General features: G+C 40.0%; 20 protein-coding genes and 2 tRNA genes. 11 read left to right on the top strand and 11 right to left on the bottom strand.

The genetic code is table 11. The features are described 5' to 3' along the window. A tRNA-Leu gene (locus DCO44_RS06945) sits at window positions 1–86 on the top strand. 667 nt (window positions 87–753) lie between these two features. Next, on the top strand, window positions 754–1,485 hold the full coding sequence (locus DCO44_RS06935; RefSeq protein WP_116760369.1) for a hypothetical protein: 732 nt from the start codon (window positions 754–756) through the stop codon (window positions 1,483–1,485). 40 nt (window positions 1,486–1,525) lie between these two features. On the opposite strand, the gene DCO44_RS06930 is transcribed toward DCO44_RS06935, so the two are convergent. After that, window positions 1,526–3,310 (bottom strand): alkaline phosphatase D family protein, encoded by a 1,785-nt coding sequence (locus DCO44_RS06930; protein WP_116760368.1) that lies wholly within the window; start codon window positions 3,308–3,310, stop codon window positions 1,526–1,528. 209 nt (window positions 3,311–3,519) lie between these two features. Between DCO44_RS06930 and DCO44_RS06925 the strand changes: the two genes are divergently transcribed. Then, a tRNA-Leu gene (locus DCO44_RS06925) sits at window positions 3,520–3,605 on the top strand. 84 nt (window positions 3,606–3,689) lie between these two features. Here DCO44_RS06925 and DCO44_RS06920 read toward each other — a convergent pair. The 5 genes from DCO44_RS06920 to rlmE form a co-directional block, all read right to left on the bottom strand. Continuing rightward, complete coding sequence (locus DCO44_RS06920; RefSeq protein WP_116760366.1) at window positions 3,690–4,004, bottom strand: DUF5713 family protein; 315 nt, start codon at window positions 4,002–4,004, stop codon at window positions 3,690–3,692. Between the two features lie 122 nt (window positions 4,005–4,126). Next, window positions 4,127–5,719 (bottom strand): VWA domain-containing protein, encoded by a 1,593-nt coding sequence (locus DCO44_RS06915; protein ID WP_171304944.1) that lies wholly within the window; start codon window positions 5,717–5,719, stop codon window positions 4,127–4,129. A gap of 135 nt (window positions 5,720–5,854) precedes the next feature. Then, entirely contained in the window at window positions 5,855–6,706 is an 852-nt protein-coding gene (gene folP / locus DCO44_RS06910) for a dihydropteroate synthase (protein ID WP_116760362.1), read from the bottom strand. A 142-nt stretch (window positions 6,707–6,848) separates the two neighbouring features. After that, window positions 6,849–8,738 (bottom strand): ATP-dependent zinc metalloprotease FtsH, encoded by a 1,890-nt coding sequence (gene ftsH / locus DCO44_RS06905; RefSeq protein ID WP_116760360.1) that lies wholly within the window; start codon window positions 8,736–8,738, stop codon window positions 6,849–6,851. Window positions 8,739–8,874: 136 nt separating this feature from the next. Further along, the gene (gene rlmE, locus DCO44_RS06900; protein ID WP_116760358.1) at window positions 8,875–9,525 is read right to left on the bottom strand and encodes a 23S rRNA (uridine(2552)-2'-O)-methyltransferase RlmE; all 651 of its coding nucleotides are present in this window, start codon (window positions 9,523–9,525) and stop codon (window positions 8,875–8,877) included. A 185-nt stretch (window positions 9,526–9,710) separates the two neighbouring features. Here rlmE and DCO44_RS06895 point away from each other — a divergent pair, with 185 nt between their 5' ends. Both DCO44_RS06895 and DCO44_RS06890 read left to right on the top strand, forming a co-directional pair. Continuing rightward, complete coding sequence (locus DCO44_RS06895) at window positions 9,711–10,034, top strand: YhbY family RNA-binding protein (RefSeq protein WP_116760356.1); 324 nt, start codon at window positions 9,711–9,713, stop codon at window positions 10,032–10,034. Window positions 10,035–10,043: 9 nt separating this feature from the next. Then, entirely contained in the window at window positions 10,044–10,583 is a 540-nt protein-coding gene (locus DCO44_RS06890) for a DOMON-like domain-containing protein (protein WP_116760354.1), read from the top strand. Between the two features lie 66 nt (window positions 10,584–10,649). Here the strand turns inward: DCO44_RS06890 and DCO44_RS06885 are convergent, their stop codons facing one another. Beyond that, the gene (locus DCO44_RS06885; RefSeq protein ID WP_116760352.1) at window positions 10,650–11,105 is read right to left on the bottom strand and encodes a hypothetical protein; all 456 of its coding nucleotides are present in this window, start codon (window positions 11,103–11,105) and stop codon (window positions 10,650–10,652) included. A 307-nt stretch (window positions 11,106–11,412) separates the two neighbouring features. Between DCO44_RS06885 and carA the strand changes: the two genes are divergently transcribed. The 4 genes from carA to DCO44_RS06860 all read left to right on the top strand — a co-directional run bounded on the left by carA (window position 11,413) and on the right by DCO44_RS06860 (window position 17,420). After that, window positions 11,413–12,555: a glutamine-hydrolyzing carbamoyl-phosphate synthase small subunit gene (gene carA / locus DCO44_RS06880; protein ID WP_116760350.1), complete on the top strand. Its 1,143-nt coding sequence runs from the start codon at window positions 11,413–11,415 to the stop codon at window positions 12,553–12,555. A 14-nt stretch (window positions 12,556–12,569) separates the two neighbouring features. Then, window positions 12,570–15,803, top strand: a complete 3,234-nt coding sequence (carB, locus tag DCO44_RS06875; protein ID WP_116760348.1) for a carbamoyl-phosphate synthase large subunit — start codon at window positions 12,570–12,572, stop codon at window positions 15,801–15,803. A gap of 93 nt (window positions 15,804–15,896) precedes the next feature. Further along, window positions 15,897–16,373: a transcription elongation factor GreA gene (gene greA / locus DCO44_RS06870; RefSeq protein WP_116760346.1), complete on the top strand. Its 477-nt coding sequence runs from the start codon at window positions 15,897–15,899 to the stop codon at window positions 16,371–16,373. A gap of 423 nt (window positions 16,374–16,796) precedes the next feature. Continuing rightward, a complete protein-coding gene (locus tag DCO44_RS06860) occupies window positions 16,797–17,420 on the top strand; it encodes a CatB-related O-acetyltransferase (protein WP_116760342.1) in 624 nt (207 codons plus the stop codon). Here the strand turns inward: DCO44_RS06860 and DCO44_RS06855 are convergent. Next, entirely contained in the window at window positions 17,417–18,865 is a 1,449-nt protein-coding gene (locus DCO44_RS06855; protein WP_116760340.1) for a KAP family P-loop NTPase fold protein, read from the bottom strand. The two genes, DCO44_RS06860 and DCO44_RS06855, sit on opposite strands and share 4 nt — an antisense overlap. A 349-nt stretch (window positions 18,866–19,214) precedes the next feature. On the opposite strand from DCO44_RS06855, the gene DCO44_RS06850 reads away from it, so the two are divergent. After that, complete coding sequence (locus tag DCO44_RS06850; RefSeq protein ID WP_116760338.1) at window positions 19,215–19,655, top strand: universal stress protein; 441 nt, start codon at window positions 19,215–19,217, stop codon at window positions 19,653–19,655. Window positions 19,656–19,709: 54 nt separating this feature from the next. On the opposite strand, the gene DCO44_RS06845 is transcribed toward DCO44_RS06850, so the two are convergent. Both DCO44_RS06845 and DCO44_RS06840 read right to left on the bottom strand, forming a co-directional pair. After that, window positions 19,710–20,054, bottom strand: coding sequence for an MGMT family protein (locus tag DCO44_RS06845; RefSeq protein WP_116760336.1), 345 nt, complete (start codon window positions 20,052–20,054; stop codon window positions 19,710–19,712). Window positions 20,055–20,083: 29 nt separating this feature from the next. Beyond that, a complete protein-coding gene (locus DCO44_RS06840) occupies window positions 20,084–21,583 on the bottom strand; it encodes a cation:proton antiporter (protein WP_116760334.1) in 1,500 nt (499 codons plus the stop codon). A gap of 245 nt (window positions 21,584–21,828) precedes the next feature. Between DCO44_RS06840 and DCO44_RS06835 the strand changes: the two genes are divergently transcribed. Further along, entirely contained in the window at window positions 21,829–22,386 is a 558-nt protein-coding gene (locus tag DCO44_RS06835; RefSeq protein WP_116760332.1) for a hypothetical protein, read from the top strand. A gap of 71 nt (window positions 22,387–22,457) precedes the next feature. Here DCO44_RS06835 and DCO44_RS06830 read toward each other — a convergent pair whose 3' ends face one another. Next, window positions 22,458–23,675 (bottom strand): multidrug effflux MFS transporter, encoded by a 1,218-nt coding sequence (locus DCO44_RS06830; protein WP_116760330.1) that lies wholly within the window; start codon window positions 23,673–23,675, stop codon window positions 22,458–22,460. Between the last annotated feature and the right edge of the window lie 41 nt (window positions 23,676–23,716).

The following is a 23,716-nucleotide window of genomic DNA, read 5'->3' as shown; positions in this document are numbered from 1 at the left end:
GCCCGGGTGGTGAAATAGGTAGACACAGGGGATTTAAAATCCCCCGCCCTCAAAGCGTGCCGGTTCGAGTCCGGCCCCGGGCACCATTTTAATACTTCTTAAAATGGTGCAATAAAGAACCCAGCGAAAGCTGGTTTTTTTATGTCTAAAATATCCCCCATGTACTTAATCCAGCAAAGTTAAATTTCCCAAAGTGCTGTAGTGCTTTATGGAAGGTTAGCGATTATTACACGTAGGCTTTTAACTCCCGAAAGAAATCCTCTTTTAAATTATTAAGTTGAAAAATATTTACATAAAAATCCAGTAATGCACACAATGCAATCATTGCTTTAGACGAGTGATAAAAATAGATAAGTGTAAATTCCCATTCTCCATTTCTTTGAGGATAGTCTGTTTGGGGAATTGTGTTAGATCTTCAAAACTACAGCCTTTTACCATATCTTGATTGCCAAGGAATTCCGGCAAAAATAATGGCTCAAGACTTAGAAGCAATCTCCCCATATCTGATAGCCACGGAATAACAAACCAAAAAGCAACTCTTAAAATTTATATAAATTATGTAATGGCATAGCGGTAGTTTTCATAAAACCCTTCAACTGATCTCAGTTTTTTAAATATGCTATCTACAGGCAAGGTTATGTCACGATCCTATTTCACAATCAAATTTTACACTCTTCTAATCGATTTTAAGATCATTTAAACAAAAAGTGTATTTCTGATTTATAATGCCGTAACTTTCAAGTACTCATTTTTATGGTCAGTGATAAGCAGGCAGCACTTTTTTTAAAACCGTTACAAATGCAGTATCCCGCAGCATTTAAACGTAACTTTGTATTTTACGGCATGCTCAAAACCAAAGGTTTAATGGATGAAATCAAAGAATTTATTCCTTGGATTTTAGCCATTATGATTTTTGTTTCCCTGTCCTTCAGCTTAGGACATTATTTCGAAATATACTTTCCTCGCTTTACCACCTTTCAAGCGCACGGCTTTGCTGTATTGTGCTTTATGTTGTTATTTATGCTGTATGTTCCGATTGTACTCAAACAAATGAGACACAGCTCAAGCTCCTGTTATGAACAGCAACAACATGCACCGATTAAAATTGCAGCATTAATTATTCTACAAGCAATTAATATCGCATTTATTGAAAGTACTTTTTTGCAAATTGTACTGTTTTTCTTTGCGATGGGTTTTGGCTTTGTGAAATTTTATAAAGAAAATCTTTTTCGTAATAGCGCAACCCATGTTGGATTGTATTACCTGCAAGAATTAAGACGTTTTAACTTCTGGAGTTATAAACAGACGCTTAAACTAAAATTTCAACTAAAATTCACTGGAAAAGATACTGAAAAATATCAGCAAAAAACTAAACAATTACAGCACTTTCATGCTTTGCATTTAAAATCTATGCATATGGAACAGCAACTTTGCCAAACACATAAACATCAAGATTTAGAAAATTATCTGGATAGCTTAATGTAATAAAAAACTGGGACTTTCCCAGTTTTTTATTTTATTGCGGTTATGCTGATTGTGGTAATGATTCCAACACTTGTAGCTGTGAATTGAATATCAATTGATGCCCTCTGGTTTCATCGACCACATAACTTTTTTCCTTGATACTATCAACAAAGATCCAATCAGCTTGCATGTTCTGCTCAGTAAAACTCACCAACAGATAGCCGCGCTGATTCAAATTACAATAAGCTAAATCATTAATGAGTGTTTGAAAGGCATATTCAAATTGCTGCAATTGTGCCAAAGGAATATTCAAATACTTTTCTAAACCAGGCGAAGACACAGAACTTGTCGCCAATTCGACACCAACCACGTCTTGATCCTTGCTCAGCAATTCAGAATACCAAGCATTATGCGTATCCCCAGCCAAGACCACTACTTTCTTATTCAAGGCCTTTAGGGTTGCATACAATACTTCCCGTTCATAAAAATAACCATCCCATGCATCCAGATTATAAGGTGCCAACGTATTAACCCGCGCCTTTTCCAAATCTGTCAATGTAGGATCACCCGCTTGAGCACGCAATTTAATACCCACTAATTCAGTAATTTGCGCATTCATTCTTGTGAGCGTTTCAGCACTGACTGAGCCACTGGTAATTTCCACCAAAGATAAAAGCAACTCGGCAGGAATAAACATCTTTGACATTAAAATTTGTTGTCCCAATAAGTTCCACTGTGCATTGCTTTGCATCATTTTCCGCAACAACCAATCACGTTGCTCATAGCCAAGCAAAGTTCGGTCTTGTGCTAACAAATCTTGCTGAAACTGCACCGTATTTAAGCCCTGAGCCGTCATATAATTGGCATAATCCAATTGCTGATCACGTGCAATAATTCGTGTGTCCAACATGGTGAGCTGTACCAATGAACCAAAATTAAACTGACGATAGATATGTAAATGATCATCCTCTGAAACAGGACGAATAGGCATCCACTCAAAATAAGCTTGTAATGCCGCCAGCTTACGCTCTGAGAACTTACCTTCATTTTGTGCCTGAGCTGTTGCCTCAGTATGATTCTCTGCTCCATTACGCCACGTATCATTGGCAAGCTCATGATCATCCCAAATGACAATAAAAGGGTGTCGCTGATGCAATGCTTGTAAATCAGCATCTTGACGATACAAAGCATAACGTTTGCGATAATCTTCCAAGCTCAATATTTCTTGCTGATTATCTGCTGCCAATAAGCGTCCTAACTTTTCCGAATCTTCAGTCGCATAACCATTTTGACCGTATTCATAAATATAGTCTCCAAGATGCAGCACCACATCAACATCTTGTTTGGCCATTTCACGATAAACATAAAAATAGCCCGCAGGATAGTTTGAACAAGAACAGACGGCTAATTTCACCTGATTGGTTTGCGATGGTAAGGTTTTGGTTTGCCCAATCGGTGAAACTGTTTGCCCGAAGCGGAAGCGATAGAAATAACGCTGCTGTGCCTGTAAGCCAGTAACATCTACTTTCACGGTAAAGTCTTGTGCTGGGCTTGTTTGCACTTTACCTGAGGTTTTAATTTGAGTAAATTGTGCATCTAGAGCAACTTCCCAAGTAATTTCTAAGCGTGCTTGCACATCACTAGGTGTCGCCCGCGTCCAAATAATCACACGATCTTGTAAAGGGTCGCCACTGGCTACACCATGTTTAAATTGAACACTCACACCAGAGCCAGAAGCGTGATCTGAGTCATCACCACATGCGGTGAGCGAAATAGGTAAAGAGACTGCACCAAAACCCGCTAAAGTTTTTTGAATGAGTTCACGGCGCGTTAAAGTATTTGTCATTTTTTTAATCCACTACAAACGTGAGTTAAAAATAGGCAATAATTATTTAATGATGATCTCAATTACATGAACATATGATGACAATAAAAATTAGATTGGCGTTGAAATTGTGATTTTTTGATCACAAACCTCTGAATTGTCTGAAAATAAAGCAAATACAAAGAAATAGTCTTGCAAAGAATAAATTCGTACTCTATTATTGCGCTCATGCCCGGGTGGTGAAATAGGTAGACACAGGGGATTTAAAATCCCCCGCCCTCAAAGCGTGCCGGTTCGAGTCCGGCCCCGGGCACCATTTTAATACTTCTTAAAATGGTGCAATAAAGAATCCAGCGAAAGCTGGTTTTTTTATATCTGAAATAAATAAAAAAAGAGAGTGTTACCACTCTCGATTTACAATCAACTCTTCCATTTCCACATCGAAATGGCCATGCTCTTGCACCACCATCATCATCGCTTCGGCAATATAATCCGCAGCGGTATCATCCAAGGATGAATCTAAATCTTCAAATTGTGGCTTCATTTCATTAATTGCCATAACTGTTTCATTAGCAAAACGATAAATTTCTGCCGTGCTTTCTTTGACCTTTGCGACTTTATTGGCAAATTGCACAATGCATTGTTGTACATCCGCCACCAATACATCAGGGTAATAATCATCGTCAAACATTGGGAGAAGTAAATCTGCAAACATACAGCCACTCAAAACTACTTATAAACGCGAGCCTATATAGCATAAAGATGAACATTTACCAAATAAAAAATGGGCAGTATAAATACTGCCCAGTTGTCTGAATATAAAAATAACCTGAATCCTTAGGGTTTTATAGACTCAGCACTTAAGCTTTTCGCTGTTTTCACCAAATCTAAAAATTCTGCACGCAAGCCAAATTCATCTGGTTGAGCTGCACTTTGGGCTAATTTTAAAATATCATCCCACTTCATATTGGCATTATATTGCCCACCACGTAGCTGTTGAGCATAAGATGCAACCGCAATAGCAAAGCGAGTATCTGAAGATGCCTGTGTCAATGCCACACTGCGCGCAGGGACAGGTTGACTCAGTAAAATACTTTGGCTTTGTTGTGGTTGTTTATAACGTACATTCACATAAGCATATTCTTGTTTGTTGGCTTTGGTTGAGTTTACTGGCGCTTGATAACGCGATTCATTCAACCAACCTTTTTGCCCTACAGGAATAATTTCATATAAGGCTGTGACTGTATGTCCCGCACCGATATCACCCGCATCGACACGATCATTATTAAAATCTTCATTATTTAATACGCGATTCTCATAACCAATTAAACGGTATTCTTTAACCGTAGCCGGATTAAATTCCACTTGGATTTTTACATCTTGAGCAACCGTTGCCAATGTCGAACTCAGTTGTCGCTGTAATACTTTTTTTGCTTCACGCTCATTGTCGATATAACTATAGTTACCATCTCCCGCATCCGCCAATTGTTCCATCAACTGCTCATCATAATTACCCGTTCCAAAACCGAATGTAGAGAAAGAAATCCCTGACTTTCGTTTCTCAGCGATCATCCCTTTTAAGGTTTCAAAATTAGTAATTCCCACATTAAAATCACCATCTGTTGCAATCAGAATGCGGTTAATGCCACCCTGAACATAAGACTTTTGTGCTTGTTCATAGGCCAATTGAATTGCTCGCTCACCTGAAGTAGCACCCCCCGCTTTTAATCGGTGAATGACTTTTAAAATTTTATCCTTGTCTGCACCAGAAGTCGGTGCCAATGCTAAATCTTCGCCACTCGCATAGGTCACAATGGTAACTTTATCTTGTGGGCGCAATTGTTCAGTAAGTAAGGTTAAGGTTTTTTTAACCAAAGGCAGTTTATTGTCCTCATCCATACTTCCCGAAACATCCACCAAAAATACCAGATTAGCAGGTGGTAATTGCTTTATTTCCAAATCTTTAGCTTTAATACCAATTTTTATAATTTTAGTAGTTGGCTGCCATGGCGAATTTACAACCTCAGTATTCACTGAAAATGGATGCTGCCCCGTAGGATTGGGATAATCATAGTTGAAATAATTCACCATTTCCTCAATTCGAACCGCATCTACAGGCGGCAACTGACCTTCACGTGTCAGAAAACGCCTCACATTGCTATAACTGCCCGTATCCACATCAACACTAAACGTCGAGATGGGCTGTTGTGCAACCACATATACTGGATTGGTTTCTATTTTCTGATAGTTTTCAGTATTCTCAATGGGTTGTGGCATACTTTCATAAGCATTTACCATTGATGGTACAGGTATTCCCACTTCCACAGCTGCCATTTTGCTCATAGACATCTGTTGATTGGGCATTTTCCCACAAGCCACCAACAATAAACCACTCATGCTCACAACCAACAATTTCGGTTTCACAATCATCATTATTCCCGTGTTATTTTAATTTCAAATATTTAACAAACTCATCTACATCTTTACAGCACACACTTACTGCGTGGCAACCCAAAAAGATTAAAGCAATAATCCTTTTATTTCTTTGAAAAATTCAATCAACAACTAAGCCAATTGCATAGCTTGCCACACTTTAATTGCATCGGACATCGCTTTAACATCATGTGCACGCACCATACATGCCCCTTGTTGAATACTCAATAAATGCGCAGCAACCGAACCTATTGCTCGCTGCCCTGCATCAGCCCCTCCCAATGCTTCACCAATAAAACGCTTACGCGACAATGCCGATAGTATTGGATACCCCATTGCATTCAATTTCCAAAACTCATTGAGCAATTTGAGGTTTTGCTGGGCATTTTTGGCAAAACCAAAACCTGGATCAATCAAAATATGTTCAGGCTTAACCCCAGCAGCCAATGCATCATCAACTCGTTGCTGCAATTCAATCATCACATCTTCCGTGACATCTCGGTATTGGTCCAGATTATTCATCGTAGTTGGTTCACCACGCATATGCATAATAATAATCGGTATATTTAACTCAGCAGCAGTTTGAAGGGCCTGTGGCCGAGTTAATGCACGGACATCATTCCAAATATGCGCTCCTGCTGCTACAGCCGCACGTATTACCTCTGGTTCAGAAGTATCAATTGAAATAATCACATCATGCTGTGCAAGTGCTTCCACCACAGGAATCACTCGTCGAATTTCTTCTCCGATCTCAACCACAGATGCTCCCGGTCGCGTAGATTCTCCACCAACATCAATCACAGTTGCACCTTCAGTGAGCATCTGTAATGCATGTGCAACCGCTGCATCCTTGGTGTTATGTAATCCACCATCACTGAAAGAATCAGGTGTAACATTCAAAATACCCATTACATGTGGTTGTGACAAATCTAAACTTAAACGACCACATGCTAAAACTCGATTGGGTAAGGGCATAATTTGCATGAAAACACTCCTGAAACAAGTGCTATTAGTGTAGCAATTCAATGCTCTCTCTGGCTGAAAAGTTTTAACCTAAACATCACTTCAAAAGCCTCAGCACAAAAAAAGAGCCTCATGTAGAGACTCTTTTCATTAACGTTTAAACTTAACTTGCTGGTAATGGTGGTGGAGTAGATGGACCCTTGGTTGGGGTCACATCAATCACAGGATTCTCCGCCACATACACTTTAGGTGGTTGTGGCTCGCGACCTTCCATAATGTCACGGATCTGATCACGATCAATCGTTTCCCATTCCATCAAAGCTTTCACCATGGCATGTGCAATATCTTTGTTATTTTCTAAGACTTCACGCGCCACACGGTACTGCTCATCCAAAATACGACGTACTTCTTCATCTACTTTTTGCTGTGTAGCTTCAGAAATAGTACGGCTACCAACATTACCGAAGAAACCATTTTGGTTTTCATCTTCATAAACCATTACACCCAATCTGTCCGACATACCATATTTGGTCACCATCGAACGTGCCATTTTGGTTGCACGCTCGAAGTCATTCGAAGCACCAGTTGACTGTTGGTTAATAAAGATTTCTTCGGCAATACGACCACCAAACAAAATTGAAAGTTCATTCAACATCTTGTCTTTATAGTGGCTAATTTGGTCTTGTTCAGGCAACTGCCAAGTTACACCCAATGCCCAACCTCGTGGCATGATTGTAACTTTATGAACAGGGTCTGTACCCGGCAAAATTTCTGCAACAATAGCATGGCCTGCTTCATGGTAAGCCGTTGCACGACGCTCTTCTTCACGTAGAACCATCGATTTACGCTCTGGTCCCATGTAAATTTTGTCTTTAGCATCTTCAAAGTCATGCATATCAACCGTGTTTTTATTACGGCGAGCAGCAAACAATGCAGCCTCATTCACCAAGTTTGCTAATTGTGCACCAGAGAAACCAGGCGTACCACGTGCAAGAACTTTCAGATCTACACCAGTCACCGACGGCAATTTCTTCAAGTGAACATTTAAAATTTGCTCACGACCTTTAATGTCTGGAAGACCCACCATGACTTGGCGGTCAAAACGACCTGGTCGTAGCAATGCTTTATCCAATACATCTGCACGGTTGGTTGCAGCAATGACGATAATGCCTTCATTACCTTCAAAACCATCCATTTCTACCAACATCTGGTTTAAGGTTTGTTCACGTTCATCATGACCACCACCTGTACCCGAACCACGATGACGACCTACCGCATCAATCTCATCAATGAAAATGATACATGGTGCATGACGTTTAGCTTGTTCGAACATATCACGGACACGTGATGCACCAACACCCACAAACATCTCAACGAAGTCAGAACCAGAAATGCTAAAGAAAGGAACTTTCGCTTCACCCGCAATGGCTTTTGCAAGCAAAGTTTTACCTGTACCTGGTGGACCCACCATCAAAACGCCTTTTGGAATGGTTGCACCTAGACGTTTAAACTTCGCAGGATCTTTCAAGAAGTCTACAATTTCGACGACTTCTTGCTTTGCTTCATCACAGCCCGCTACATCAGTAAATGTAATTTTAATTTGGTCTTCAGAAAGCATTTTTGCTTTTGACTTACCAAAACTCATTGGGCCGTTTTTACCGCCTGCTCCGCCACCCATGTTGCGCATAAAGAACATGAATAACAAAATGATTAAAAGTACAGGGAAGCTTGCAATCAGAAGTTGCATCAACAAACCTTGACGTTGTGGTGCAGTTCCTTCAACGACAACATTGTTTTTAATCAGGCTAGGCATCAATTCAGGATCTTGCACCGCTGGACGGATACTTTCAAATTCAGATCCATTTGATTTAGTGCCACTAATTCTTTCACCATCAATTGTGACTTGCTTAATTTGACCAGCATTCACCGCTGTAACGAACTCTGAATAGTTCATTGCAGTTGGCTTATCACGGTCACTGATGTTGCTGAAAATTAAAATCAGCACACCCAGTATAATGAGCCACAACACGGCATTCTTGAAGAGATCGCTCAAAGCTTTATTCCCATATCAATCTAATTTGATCATGCCCAAGGATGGGTGACCTTAATAATGTAAGCTGTAAACCCAGCTGTTCAATAATGTAAAAAAGTACAAAATGCACAATTTTTAACGCGTTGGCAAGTAAACTTTACTTCAAAGCCTTCTTGCGCCCTTGGCCGATTAAAAAAACTTCTTTCGAACGAGCACGTGATGCAGCCGGCTTAGCCGTCTTCAGCACGTCAAAACTATCGACCACTTGTTTACGGAATTCGTCAAATCCAGTGCCTTGGAAAACTTTCACCACAAACTGCCCTTTCGGTCCTAAAACCTTATTGGCAAAATCTAATGCAAGCTCACAAAGGTAAATTTGACGAGGTTGATCTACAGCCTTATTACCTGATGTATTGGGGGCCATATCTGAAATTACAACGTCAACAACGCGCCCATTTAAAATATTTAACAATTTTTCGAAGACTTCTTCCTCACGAAAGTCACCTTGTAAAAAAGTCACATCTGGTAAAGCATCCATTTCTAAAATATCTGATGCAATGACTAAACCTTTGTCACCGACCAGTTTTCCTGCGATTTGAGACCAACTCCCTGGAGCAGCTCCCAAATCCACCACGGTCATACCGGGCTTAATAATTTTATATTTTTCTTGAATTTCCAATAACTTATAAGCAGCACGTGCTCGATAACCTTCCTTTTGCGCTTTTTTCACGAAAGGATCATCAAGATGTTCTCTCATCCACGCACGACTACTTTGGGATAATTTTTGATTGGTAATGCGTGTTGCCATAACTCTCTATGCGTATAAAAACTTCTAATTTTTTATTGTACGTGAAAAACCAAGTGCTTGCAGTATACATCTGTATCAAAATCCACTTTATCCTGCTGTTTTTTTCAATCAACAAGATCGATTATTTCAACCGCTTCAACTCAATTTTGCTATACTAGGTCGTTTTTAAAATTAGGTTATCTTTCATGGCGGCTTTATCTATTCAGGAACGCAAGCGTTTACGTCAAATTGGTCATGCACTTAATCCTGTAGTAATGATTGGTGGTCAAGGTTTGACTGAAAATGTCGTTGAGGAAACTACCCGTGCATTAAATGATCACGAACTTATCAAAGTTAAAATTGCTGGTGAAGATCGTGAAGCACGTGTAGCGGCTATTGCTGAAATCTCGGAAGTGACAGGTGCTGAAGTCGTGCAAACGATTGGTAAAATTGCCCTGCTTTATAAAAAAGCTAAGCAACAAAATCCAAAACTTTCGAACCTTGTTCGCCACGCACATTTATCTAAGTAATTTCAATTTATGGCAAGCTACGAGCTCAGTGCATTTGATCGTCGCTTTCAAGCGATTTCAGTGGTCGGCGCGATTGAACAAGTCAGCCCTTTTAATCTAAATGTCGGCTTTTGGATTCGTGACCCGAACCAGTGGATTGAGTGGCCTGCATTGGTTTCCGCTCACCCACGTCAGGATTTTCTTTGGGAAAGCACCTGCTTTGAGATTTTTATTGGTGTGAAAGACGAAGATTTTTATCGTGAAATCAATTTGTCGCCTTCTCAAGCGTGGCAAGTTTATCAATTTGAAGAGTATCGCTATCCTGAAGATATGCCGCCACATGCTGCGTATGATATTGAGTTAAATCAACTTAAGCGCACGCACTATGGACTGAATGTCAGTTTAGATTTAACCGAATTTATACTGAAACATAAATTGAAATGGTCTGACTTATTTATTGGTTTAACGGCTGTGCTAAAAACTGCTCAAGGTGAACAGTTCTACGCCATGCAGCATAGCAGTCCAAATGCAGACTTCCACAACAAGCGTGATTGGCTACATCAGCTCTAAAGCAATTCAACTCCTCTCCCTTTACAAGGAGAGGTGAAGCTTAAAGGTTCTTATTTACTCACAAGCTCAAGAGATTTCTTTACTTGATACTTTATTCCAAGCTTCAAGCGTATGCTCTTTAGAACGTTTAAAAGTTTCAGTGAGTTGATCTTTATGCTTGACAGAAATCTGACTCACATCATCTTTTAACTCTTTACCAAATTTGCTCAAATCATCAATCACAGCATTAACTTCAGTTTTCACAAAATCTTTAAGCTCAGTCAAATCTTTCTGAGACAGATTTAATTGTGATTTCAAACTGTCGATACGCTGCAATACATCTTCTTTCAACTGACGAATTTGATCTTGCACACTGGCATTAAGCTGTTTCGCTTCTGCCTCAATCTTCTCTTTACTTTCAACTACGGCTTCAGTGACCTGCTCTGTTGCTTCTTTCGCCACTTGCTCAAGCTTTTCAGTGCTTTCTGCAACGACTTCTTTCAACGCTGACTTTGATTTAGTCACTTTTTCTTGCTCAGTCATGATTTTATTCCTGTTGTTATATACACAGCGACAGCTTAACGTGATTTGATAAAATTTAGATTCTGATTTGTCAGACAATTATTTGTTGTTACATTTTTCTTTTAAAAACTTAAAACTACTTTCTCTACAAAATAAAAACCCTTTATCTTGTTAATTCCGTCTTATTGGCATGGACTTTATGGGTAAAGTTGCGTATAGTGCCATGTTAAGTTCAAGCGAGCAGACATAGGGAGGGTAGGTTTTTAGATAGCCTTCCTTTTTTTTCGTCTACTCGCTTTTTTACAGCCTAAATTTCAGGAGCTTTGGTTTGAGCACCCCAGCAATTTTAGCCCTTGCCGATGGTACGATCTTTAAAGGAACGTCTATTGGTGCATCGGGTAGTACGACTGGTGAAGTCGTTTTCAACACTGCCATGACTGGCTATCAAGAAATTTTGACTGACCCGAGTTATGCACAACAACTTGTGACTTTAACTTACCCTCATATCGGTAACACAGGTTGTAATGATGAAGACGCTGAGTCAGGTCGAATTCATAAAGTATGGGCCAACGGATTGATCATTCGTGACCTGCCTTTATTGCATAGCAACTTCCGATCAACGCAATCTTTAGGCGAATACTTAAAAGAACATAATGTTGTCGCAATTGCAGATATTGATACGCGTAAATTAACCCGTATTTTGCGTGACAAAGGTGCGCAAAATGGTTGCATCCTTGCTGGTGAAAATATTACTGAAGAGCAAGCTTTAGAAAAAGCACGTGCCTTCGGTGGTTTAAATGGTTTAGACCTAGCGAAAGAATGCTGTGACCCAACTGGTTTCGAATGGACAGAAGGTTCTTGGGTATTAGGCAAAGGCTTCACACAACCTGAACTTAAATTCCATGTTGTTGCATACGACTACGGTGTCAAAACCAACATCTTACGTATGCTTGCAGACCGCGGTTGTAAACTCACTGTCGTGCCTGCACAAACTCCTGCTGCTGACGTGCTTGCATTGAATCCAGATGGCGTGTTCTTATCGAACGGCCCTGGCGATCCAGCTGCATGTGACTACGCAATTGAAGCTGTAAAAACAATTGTAGAAGACGCTCGCAACCTACCTGTCTTTGGTATTTGCTTGGGTCACCAAATTCTTGCACTTGCCTCAGGTGCAAAAACGGTGAAAATGCCTCACGGCCACCATGGTGCCAACCACCCTGTTCAAAACATGGAAACTGGCATAGTGATGATTACTTCGCAAAACCACGGCTTCGCAGTGGATGCAGAAACACTTCCTGCAAACTTGAAAGCTACGCACAAGTCTTTGTTCGATCAAACTCTTCAAGGGATTCATCGTACAGACAAACCAGCGTTCAGCTTCCAAGGTCACCCTGAAGCAAGCCCTGGTCCGCATGACTGCGCACCATTGTTCGATCATTTCATCGAACTTATCGAAGCATCTAAGAAGTAATTAAGGAAGCGATCATGGCTAAACGTACAGACATTAAAAGTATCTTAATTATTGGTGCAGGTCCGATTGTCATCGGACAGGCATGTGAGTTTGACTACTCAGGTGCGCAAGCGTGTAAAGCTCTTCGTGAAGAAGGCTACCGTGTTATTTTGGTGAACTCTAACCCAGCAACCATTATGACCGACCCTGCGATGGCAGATGCAACTTATATCGAGCCAATCACTTGGCAGACTGTTGCACAAATCATTGAAAAAGAGCGTCCAGATGCTGTCCTTCCAACAATGGGTGGTCAAACAGCACTGAACTGTGCGCTTGCACTTGATGCCAACGGTATTTTAGAAAAATACAATGTTGAATTGATCGGTGCGAGTAAAGAAGCGATTGAAAAAGCTGAAGACCGCAAACTGTTTGATGAAGCAATGCGTAAAATTGGTCTTGAATGTCCAAAAGCTGCAATTGCTGAAAACATGGAAGAAGCGTTAGAAATTCAAGCGCGCTTCGGCTTCCCTGTGATTATCCGTCCATCATTCACGATGGGTGGTTCAGGCGGTGGTATCGCTTATAACAAAGAAGAATTCCTTGAAATCTGTGAACGCGGTTTCGATCTTTCCCCAACTAAACAATTATTGATTGATGAATCTTTAATTGGTTGGAAAGAATACGAGATGGAAGTTGTTCGTGACAAAAACGATAACTGTATTATCGTTTGTGCGATCGAAAACTTTGACCCAATGGGCGTGCACACAGGTGACTCTATCACTGTTGCTCCTGCGCAAACATTGACAGACAAAGAATACCAATTGATGCGTAATGCATCTTTAGCAGTTCTTCGCGAAATTGGTGTTGAAACAGGTGGTTCTAACGTTCAGTTCGGTATTTGCCCAAATACTGGCCGTATGGTGATCATCGAGATGAACCCGCGTGTATCGCGTTCATCTGCCCTTGCATCGAAAGCAACAGGTTTCCCGATTGCAAAAATCGCAGCGAAATTGGCTGTCGGTTATACCCTTGATGAATTGAAAAATGACATCACGGGCGGAACGACTCCTGCTTCGTTCGAACCTGCAATTGACTACGTGGTAACAAAAATTCCACGTTTCAACTTCGAAAAATTCCCACAAGCAGACGCAACGCTCACCACGCAAATGAAATCTGTGGGTGAAGTGATGGCGATTGGTCGTAACTTCCAAGAGTCTGTAAACAAAGCGCTTCGTGGTCTTGAAGTGGGCGCATGTGGTTTTGATGAAAAAATCGCTGTAGGTACTGAAGGCGCGAAAGAAAAGATCTTGGTTGAACTTAAAGTTCCGGGTCCAGAGCGTATTTGGTATGTGGCTGATGCATTCCGTCATGGTTTCACGTTAGAAGACGTGTTCCAAGCGACAAAAATCGATAAATGGTTCTTGATCCAAATCGAAGACATCATCAAAACTGAAAATGAAATCAAAACTTTAGGTTTTGGTGATCTAAACGCAGATAACATCCGTTCGTTCAAACGTAAAGGTTTATCCGACCTTCGCATCGCGAACTTGATGGGTATTTCACAAAAACAATTCCGTAAGCACCGTTGGAACTTGGGCGTGACTCCAGTTTACAAACGTGTGGATACTTGTGCAGCAGAATTCGAATCTGACACTGCATACATGTATTCAACTTACGATGAAGAGTGTGAATCAAATCCATCTGATAAAGATAAGATCATGGTGATCGGTGGTGGTCCTAACCGTATTGGTCAAGGTATCGAATTCGATTACTGCTGTGTACACGCGGCGCTTGCAATGCGTGAAGATGGCTACGAAACCATCATGGTGAACTGTAACCCTGAAACAGTTTCAACGGATTACGACACTTCTGATCGTTTGTACTTCGAACCAATCACTTTGGAAGATGTACTTGAAATCGTACGTACTGAAAAGCCAAAAGGTATTATCGTTCAGTACGGTGGTCAAACGCCGCTTAAATTGGCTCGTGCTTTAGAAGAAGCGGGTGCACCCATTATCGGTACATCACCAGATGCGATTGACCGCGCAGAAGACCGTGAACGTTTCCAACAAATGATTCAACGTCTTCAACTTCGTCAACCCAACAACAGCATCGTAAAATCTGCTGAAGAAGGTATGGCTGAAGCATCTAAAGTAGGCTACCCACTTGTAGTACGTCCTTCTTATGTACTCGGTGGTCGTGCGATGGAAATCGTATACAACGACGACGAACTTAAACGCTACTTACGTGATGCGGTTCAAGCATCAAATGAAGCGCCTGTTCTTCTTGACCGTTTCTTAGATGATGCGATTGAAGTTGACGTAGACTGTGTATCTGACGGTAAAGACGTTGTGATTGGCGGTATTATGCAGCACATTGAACAAGCAGGGATTCACTCAGGTGACTCAGCATGTTCGATTCCTCCATACTCGCTCTCAGTTGAAATCCAAGACGAAATGCGTCGTCAAACTGTTGCTATGGCGAAAGAGCTTGGCGTTGTTGGTTTGATGAACGTACAGTTTGCTGTAAAAGGCGAAGACGTTTACATCCTAGAAGTGAATCCACGTGCGTCTCGTACTGTGCCATTCGTTTCTAAATGTATCGGTGAGTCTTTAGCAAAAGTCGCTGCACGTTGTATGGCGGGTCAATCTTTAGAATCTCAAGGATTCACTAAAGAAATCATCCCGACTCACTTCTCTGTAAAAGAAGCGGTGTTCCCATTCAACAAATTCCCGGGTGTTGACCCTATTCTTGGCCCTGAGATGAAATCTACAGGCGAAGTAATGGGCGTAGGTAAAACATTTGGTGAAGCATTCTATAAAGCTGTGTTAGGCTCGAATGAACGCGTACCGGGTCTTCCTACAGAAGGCGAAGTGAAGCATGCATTTATCTCTGTGCGTGATTCAGACAAGCCTCGTGCTGTTGGTATTGCGAAGCAACTGGTAGGCTTTGGTTTCAAAGTACTTGCGACTGGCGGTACTTATGAGTTCATTAAAGCTGCGGGTATTGAGTGTGAACGTGTAAATAAAGTCACTGAAGGCCGTCCTAATATCGTGGACCGCTTGAAAAATGGCGAAGTTCACCTCATTATCAATACAACTGAAGGCAAACAAGCTCAACAAGATTCGTTCTCGATTCGTCGTTCAGCGCTTCAAGCGAAAGTGTATAACACGACGACCTTGAACGGTGCTGATGCTGTATGCCAAGCTTTTGCGATTCAATTGCCAATGGATGTATACCGTTTGCAAGATTTACAAACTGTAGGTTAATTCGTTTACCGAGAAGTCCCGTCACCTCTCGGTGGCGGGCTTTTTTCATTTATAAACCTATATTTTTTACACTCACAGACTTGAGGGACAACAATGCAACGTTATCCTATGACTCCCCAAGGCAAATTAGCCTTAGAGAAAGAATTACATCAATTAAAAAGTATTGAACGTCCACGTATTATTGCGGCAATTGCTGAAGCACGTGAGCACGGGGATTTGAAAGAAAATGCGGAATACCATGCTGCGCGTGAGCAACAAGGTTTCTGTGAAGGTCGTGTTCAAGACATCGAAGGTAAATTGGGTGCGGCTCAAGTTATCGATGTAAAAGAACTTGAACAGAACGGTCGTGTGGTTTTTGGGGTGACAGTCACTATCGAAAACTTAGATACCGAAGAACAAAAGACCTATATGATCGTGGGCGATGACGAAGCTGATTTTAAAATCAATAAAATTTCAGTGAACTCTCCTATCGCACGTGGCCTTTTGGGCAAAAGCGAAGGCGACGAAGCAAAAATTCAAACGCCAAATGGCGAAGTTGAATACGAAATTGTTAGTGTTGAATACCTTTAATTTTGCGTAATTAGCGATTCAAGCCCCTCTTTTGAGGGGCTTTTTGTACAAAACCTTTTAAGATAAATATAAACATATATTCAAAACGACTACTCAAATAATGGACAATAGAATCATCCAAGCTTTCTACTACGCAATTGGTGGCATTTTCCTTGGAATAATGCTTGCATTCACATGGTCAATGTATATTAACAGCAGTACTAGCTCAGTGATGATCATCCTGATGACGACCATAATTTCCGCTATTGCCGGTTTTCTTTTTCCCAATTCTATCCAACATGGGTTTAGGTTATTTTGGAATCTCTTTCGTTAGCGCAGCATGGTCATCTGGATATACAACAAACAATCACATCAAAATTACCCAATAGGGAAACGTCATATGATCCGCTATAATACACATCCTCATGCTTTGTGATGTCTTTTATGTCTGAACCTTTGATTAACTCTCCTGTCAAACACTGGTGCGAATTCGAATTCATCTCTAAAACGGTAAAGAATCCGAATATTCACATTAAAGGTAATTATTCATATTATTCAGCCTATTGGGATCAGGGTTTTGAGCGTTGTGTCGTGCGTTATTTGCATAACAAACCTTCTACGCCCGAAAAACCAATTGACCAACTGCATATTGGCAATTTTGTCTGTTTTGGTGCTGAATGCGTGATTATGATGGGGGGTAATCAGCTACATCGTACCGACTGGATTTCAGCTTTTCCCTTTGATACACGTAGTTTTGTTCTCGCAGGTAATACGATCATTGGAGATGGCTGCTGGATTGGCAGTCGTGCCATGATTATGCAAGGGGTCACACTAGGTGAAGGTGCTGTGGTTGCGACTGGGGCTGTGGTCACCAAAGATGTGCCACCTTATGCAGTTGTGGGTGGTGTGCCTGCCAAAGTGATTAAATACCGATTTCCAGAAGATGATATTCAAAAACTGCTTGCCCTTAAACTTTATGACTTAGATGAAAAGCAGTTTTTAAAGATGCGTGAGCAGTTACAGACGGATGATGTTGAAATACTAAAGGCTTATATAAATCTTACTTAATGTTTTATACCTGACTCTATATATTGAAACCATTTAAGATCAAACTGGTTTGATTGACACAAAGAATTTATTGAATAACTTTGAAGTAATGACAATATTTTTTGATCAATTTTCTGTGTAAATATAGAGCTACTGATGAATGACTCACGATCTCCAATATTTTGTTTAACTAAGTTTATAAAGTTAACAATAGATGATGTTACACCGAATGAATTACTCCACACATTCAGCATAATATTTGATCTTTGTTCTCTATCAGTTTCATACCACACATCTCCAAAAGCACTATTATTTTTACGAATTATAAAATCTGTATAATTATGGATGGCTAAAAAAATATCTTTAAATAAATCTTCAGAGTTTTTGAAAAATAAAGCTGCTAGAACTAGAGAGTCCTTCTTATCATCTCCTGTTACTAATAATGAAAACCTATGGATTAAATTTATAATTTCTCTTTTGGAATATCCAGTGGCTTGATTATATGCTCTGCACTCATGATAAAAATTATTACTTTCTAACAACTCATATTTATAGCCAAGCACATTCACGAATAAATGTTTAATCACCTCTGCATAAAAGTCAGGTTCATTTAATGTGCTTTTGAGTCTAATTGTGAAATCCACAAATTTATCTAAATATTCTTCACCTGACTCATCATCATAACCATAGTTATGACAAACAACCTTTGAAAATTGAGTCTTATCCATTACCAAAACAAAAACAATTTTAGGAATATCAAAGAAATGCTTAATTCTTTCAATCAAACGAATTGCAAAATCAGGACGGCAACGATCAAGTTCATCAATAATAAAAACCAAAGGTTTTTCTAACTTATCTGCTAATTGAGTTAATTCCTTTTTAAAATCTTGAATCGTCTCTTTTTCTAAATGATGATCTTCAATTTTCTTTTCTATATGTTCCTTGAGTTTCCCAGTTATTTCATCACTGACTGAGTCATAAACATCTTTGCCATCTTTATAAACTTCTTGAATTACCTCACCTGCACCACCAAGACCAATCCAACGCAATCCAGCCTTTGCTGCGATTACAGGAAGTATTGCGGCTAAAGAAATTAAGACAGATGCTGTTTTCTCATTAAAACTATTCACATCTGCATCATCAATATTGTCTGAATTTTTAAATGTTTGGCTAATTTCAGCAGCGATAGTTAAAAATGGATCATCCAAATAATCATTTGCAAATGCATCTAGATAAATCACATTATGATTTTCAACTTCTAAATGTTTTTTCCAATGTCGAACAAACCAAGTTTTCCCTTCACCCCAACGGGCATCTAAAGCGAGTACAGCTCCACACTGCAAACGATCAACATAGCTCGTCAGTTGAATACCTAGACGCTTACGATCCCAAAGATCACCCTCCCAAGCGGTTTCAATATTGTCTAAATTTGTTCTGTTCCAGTTTAATTGGGTTTGATCAGTCATGTATTGTTTGTTATTAATAAGTTAGCAACATCATACTATGCCTTACAAACCTGACCAAGTTTCACTCATTTAAGCATATTTCTAATAAAAATATGCTTTAACTTAGCTGTTTCATTTTTATCACAATTTTTACCCGACTTTAGTACAACAACGCATACTTTTTATACAAAAAACATGCTAAGTTAAGTTATGGAATCGACGGTTTATAAAGCCTTATCCTTATGAAAATACTAGGTTTTATAAAATCAAAATTAGCGTTAGTATAAAAGTATAAACAATAGTTTTGAGTCGCAACTCTCGGATAAAACAGTTTTAGAAAAGATTGTAATGAAAACAAGGAGTAATACAGATGGCTTATCAAAATATTTTAGTTCCAGTTGACGGTTCAGAAACCTCTTTTGCAGCAGTGAAGCAAGCAGCAGAACTTGCCAAAGTCTTTGGCAGTAAAATTACGGTTGTGCAAGTACTTGCTTTAGACCCTTACATTGCAGCCGAATATATTACTGCGGCACAGACTAACGATCTGATTGAACGTGCTCGTACATCAATTGAAGGCACACTTGAAGATGCCAAAGCTAAATTTGGTGCTGAAGGCTTAACTGTTGAAACTCGTTTACTTGAAGGGCAAATGATCCATCAGGAAATTCTTAATGCTGCCAAAGAAACCAATGCCGATTTAATTGTGATTGGCTCACATGGTCGTACAGGGCTAAAAAAATTCTTCTTAGGTAGTGTTGCACAAAAAATTCTGGGCGACACAAGTGTACCTGTATTGGTGGTTCGTCAATAATTTGATTAATCAACTTGGTCTTACATTCATACTCAGCATTGGATGTAAGACCCTTCAACCAACTTTACAAATTTCTCCATCCCACTGATAGAGCTTTAAATTTATCTTCCCCGCAATCACAACAATATTCTCTGCTTGTAATTTTACAATTTGAAGATTATCCCCCTGATCGTCCAATTTACTTAGGCTAATTTTACCTTGCGAATTAATCACACGATGCCAAGGCAAATGCTGATCTTCAACTTGTTGCAGTACACGCCCAACTAAACGGGCATGTTTGGGCAAACCCGCCATCTTGGCAATTTGTCCATAGGTTGCAACTTTTCCATAAGGAATTAAAGCAACCACTTGCAGAATTAATAGTGCTAATTCTTGGGAAGATGTTTTAGCAATAAGCATTTAGAGTTTATTCCTAGGCTGAAGATCAATTAGAAGTTACCTGGGCTCTCCAGTCGTTTCACTTCTTGGACTTTTTCTGGATTGTGCACCGCTGCAACCCCATCATCTGCTTTTACATCGACAAAGGCATCTGGGTTATAAATGGTGATGGTTTCATTGCCAGTCGCATCTTCCCCGACGATATACTGAAAACCTTTACGGTTCATCTTATGGCACAAACGCTGATACCAACCTTTAAAGCCTTCTGTTTCTTCATTAGGGTTGTAATAAAAGGCATTCATCACGGCAGGTAGCCCTAATCCACAGACCACTCCCGATAAAAGTACGCTAATAAAGGTGTATCCAATCAGGATACTGCTGTATTCACTCAATTGTGGAATATTGGCAACAGCAAGAATTAAAGCCAGTGAAATTCCACCTCGTACCCCACCCCAAGAAAGAATCGCTAAACTCCCGTTATAACTTTTGTGTCGGAAACTTGGGAAAAAGGCAAAGGCAAGATAATTCGCTGCAAAACGTGATGCATGCAAAATAATAAAGGCAATAATACCGCCCAAAATCAGACTCACGCTTAAATCTAGAATAAAGAGTTCTAAACCAATTAAGGTAAATAAGAAGGAGTTAATAATTCCCTCAACGGTATGCCAAAAGTGATTGACCTCCCGAATCTCACGTTCTTGTAGAATTTCTTTCCAACGATTTCCGACAATTAAGCCACCAAATACACAGGCAATTGGTGCGGAAGCATGTGCAAACAGTGCAACCAAGTAAGATCCGCATGCCAGTAAAGCGGTAGTTAAAATGAGGGATTCCATTTCATGTTTGCCACGAAGCAATCTCAAAATGGCTAGACCAAAACCCCAACCAATAATAATTGCGACGACAATTTCATATAGTAAGGTTTGTAGTGTACCGATAAAACTAAAATGCTCACCTTGCAAGACATTGAGTAAGGTCATGAATAAGGCAATACACATTGCATCATTAAATAAGGATTCGCCTTCCAACTTAACAATTAAATGATGCGGCGCACGAACCGAACTTAACACCCCTTTAATCCCAATCGGATCTGTCGCACCTAAAGCCGCGCCCAAAAGCAATAACACCAACAGATCGACATGCTTCCCAACCAAAAATTGATAACCATAGAGTACGACACCAAAAAAAACAGCACATAACACCAATGCGATACTGGCTAAAATACTGATTGGCTTCCAATAACTGCGTAAATCGGACACTTTGAATTTCAAGGCTGAGGAGGTCAAAATAAAACAAATCACCCCATTAATCAGAAAGTCATAAAAGTCGATGTGACGTACAGCATTTTCGATATTATGAATATTGATGGTAATAAACTGATTACCGTTGAGTAAACTAGCTCCCCACTGCAAAATAAAGACAAAAATTGCAGAAACGATAGGAACGCCTATGGCCTGTGGAAAACCTAAAATTCGCTTGTTAAAAATCGTGGTCGCAATTGATAAGGCAAAAATAACGGTGAAAATTTGAAGAAATAAAAAATTACCCATGCGAGTTCCGATGCTAACCAAGGGGTGAAATCAAGCGAATGAACTCAATGTTTTATAAACTAAATATTGAATTAAACACTGTTTTTTACATTTTTAGTGTACCGCCTTTTAAAGCTAGCCTCCTAGTTTCGTTAATTTTTTTAACATAAAACTTGTGCAAAATTAAACAAAGCGTTTAGATTGAATCCCTATTCAAATGACTCCCACTATTTTGCGCTTTAAACTTTTAGGATATTGACTCATTTATGCACCAGACCATTAAAACCGTATTTCGCCTATGTTTCGCAACCAGTATTTTTTTAATTACCTTGGCATTGGTCTGGACATGTGTTGTCAAAACATTAGAAATTAAAAATGCCTCTCAGGCTTTGGCTCAAGCTCAGCAGTTTGAGCTGAAATCTAGCACAGCTAAACCGTTAGTCTTGGTCACCAACAATCAAAAACCTGACGAATCCGTTTTTATTTTAGTCGCCAACCAAGGCTTTATTGCCAAAATAAGCTGTGAGCATTATGCCCAAGACCTGTGTATCGATGCTGAAAATCAAACTCATCGACGTCAAATTGACTCGCTTGGTTTGAAACAAATTGGACAGCAGCATTACATTCAACATATTCAATTTCATGACAGCCAAACGCAGAAAGTCAGCCGTTTTGCATATAGCGATGCGCAAATCGAAAATTTCTTCCAACAAGACATTCAGCAATTAAAATATGTGGTCTTCGGTATTGCGATTTTTGCCCTCATTGCGCTGTATGTGAGCTTCCGTATTCTGCGCAACTTTAAGCAATTTCTACGCAAGTAACGCTTTCATAAATATTTAAGACAGCCATCTTTTTTTAATCATGATGATGGCTGTCTTACTTCGCTTCAGCCCTATGACTGAGCCATTACTTTTTCTGGAGATAAACTAAAGATTGCCAACATCGCGATACTAATAAAGCACAACATTAAAGTCGCCATATTCATTAAGTCTGTCCAGACCAAGAAATTCAGAATCACGCCACCCAGCAAGCCACAAGCAAATTGCATGCTGCCCATTACTGCACTTGCGGTTCCTGCACGAGCACCTTGTTCTGACATCGCCAATGCCATGGCATTCGGCCCTGTAAAACCAATCCCTGAAACCGCCAAGAACATACCCGCATACACCAGTCCAATTGGAGCTTGTTGCAACAGACCTGCAAGCACTAACACCAAAGCACCTGCAAGCTGAATAAATCCACCAATTTTCAAGCGTGTGAAAACTGAAAGATGCTTACCGAGTTTTTTATTTAAGGTTGATAACAACATAATACCAAAAGCATTGGAACCAAAAGCAATCGCAAAATGTTGCTGATTCAGACCATAACCATTCATGAGGATAGCTGCGGATGAACTGATATAACAAAACAGCACGCCACCCGAGAAACAGCCTGCAAGCATTGGGACACGGAAGCTACGATCTTGAAAAATAGCTGCATACAACTGAAAAATTTGGGTTAAATTCAAACGTAGACGACGTTCAGGCGCTAAGGTTTCCTGAAAGAAGAAATGAATACATAACCAGCAAGCCACACCAATCATCATCAGAAAAACAAAAATGGCATGCCAATTAAAATAACTGAGTACCAATGCTCCCAGTGTGGGTGCTAAAATTGGTGCAACCCCCATCACAATCATCATACTAGCAAAAGCCTGCGCCGAGGCATTCATATCTAAACGGTCTCGAATAGCAGCTCGTGCAATCACCACCCCTACACATCCCCCAAGTGCTTGTAATACCCTGGCAGCTATGAGTGCCCATTCGTTACTTGCAAGCACACACAATAAACTGGCAACCACATATAGACTTAAGCCAAAGTACAGTGGTTTCTTCCGCCCAATCCGATCACTCAAAGGTCCATAAATTAACTGCCCTATGGCAAGCCCCAGAAAATAAGCAGGTAAAGTATTTGCCACCATTTGGGTACTGACCCCAAAGTCTTTGGCCATCTGTGGTAAAGCAGGTAAATACATATCAATGGAAAGTGGACCTAAAGCAGTTAATAGGGCCAATAACATGATCCAAGAAGTCGAATATGTTTTTTTTACGGGAGATTGCAGAGTATTCATATTTAATTTTAACTACGAAGAAACAAGACAAGCTTACACTC

The organism is Acinetobacter sp. AM (assembly GCF_003105055.1).
GTDB lineage: Bacteria > Pseudomonadota > Gammaproteobacteria > Pseudomonadales > Moraxellaceae > Acinetobacter > Acinetobacter tibetensis.
Note: the sequence above shows the minus strand (reverse complement) of the source record. Positions and strands in the feature narration are given on the sequence as shown.

Coding starts and splice junctions, on each gene's coding strand:
- DCO44_RS06935 (WP_116760369.1), top strand. CDS start 754: ATGGTCAGTGATAAGCAGGCAGCACTTTTTTTAAAACCGTTACAAATG.
- DCO44_RS06930 (WP_116760368.1), bottom strand. CDS start 3,310: ATGACAAATACTTTAACGCGCCGTGAACTCATTCAAAAAACTTTAGCG.
- DCO44_RS06920 (WP_116760366.1), bottom strand. CDS start 4,004: ATGTTTGCAGATTTACTTCTCCCAATGTTTGACGATGATTATTACCCT.
- DCO44_RS06915 (WP_171304944.1), bottom strand. CDS start 5,719: ATGATTGTGAAACCGAAATTGTTGGTTGTGAGCATGAGTGGTTTATTG.
- folP (WP_116760362.1), bottom strand. CDS start 6,706: ATGCAAATTATGCCCTTACCCAATCGAGTTTTAGCATGTGGTCGTTTA.
- rlmE (WP_116760358.1), bottom strand. CDS start 9,525: ATGGCAACACGCATTACCAATCAAAAATTATCCCAAAGTAGTCGTGCG.
- DCO44_RS06895 (WP_116760356.1), top strand. CDS start 9,711: ATGGCGGCTTTATCTATTCAGGAACGCAAGCGTTTACGTCAAATTGGT.
- DCO44_RS06890 (WP_116760354.1), top strand. CDS start 10,044: ATGGCAAGCTACGAGCTCAGTGCATTTGATCGTCGCTTTCAAGCGATT.
- DCO44_RS06885 (WP_116760352.1), bottom strand. CDS start 11,105: ATGACTGAGCAAGAAAAAGTGACTAAATCAAAGTCAGCGTTGAAAGAA.
- carB (WP_116760348.1), top strand. CDS start 12,570: ATGGCTAAACGTACAGACATTAAAAGTATCTTAATTATTGGTGCAGGT.
- greA (WP_116760346.1), top strand. CDS start 15,897: ATGCAACGTTATCCTATGACTCCCCAAGGCAAATTAGCCTTAGAGAAA.
- DCO44_RS06860 (WP_116760342.1), top strand. CDS start 16,797: ATGTCTGAACCTTTGATTAACTCTCCTGTCAAACACTGGTGCGAATTC.
- DCO44_RS06855 (WP_116760340.1), bottom strand. CDS start 18,865: ATGACTGATCAAACCCAATTAAACTGGAACAGAACAAATTTAGACAAT.
- DCO44_RS06850 (WP_116760338.1), top strand. CDS start 19,215: ATGGCTTATCAAAATATTTTAGTTCCAGTTGACGGTTCAGAAACCTCT.
- DCO44_RS06845 (WP_116760336.1), bottom strand. CDS start 20,054: ATGCTTATTGCTAAAACATCTTCCCAAGAATTAGCACTATTAATTCTG.
- DCO44_RS06840 (WP_116760334.1), bottom strand. CDS start 21,583: ATGGGTAATTTTTTATTTCTTCAAATTTTCACCGTTATTTTTGCCTTA.
- DCO44_RS06835 (WP_116760332.1), top strand. CDS start 21,829: ATGCACCAGACCATTAAAACCGTATTTCGCCTATGTTTCGCAACCAGT.
- DCO44_RS06830 (WP_116760330.1), bottom strand. CDS start 23,675: ATGAATACTCTGCAATCTCCCGTAAAAAAAACATATTCGACTTCTTGG.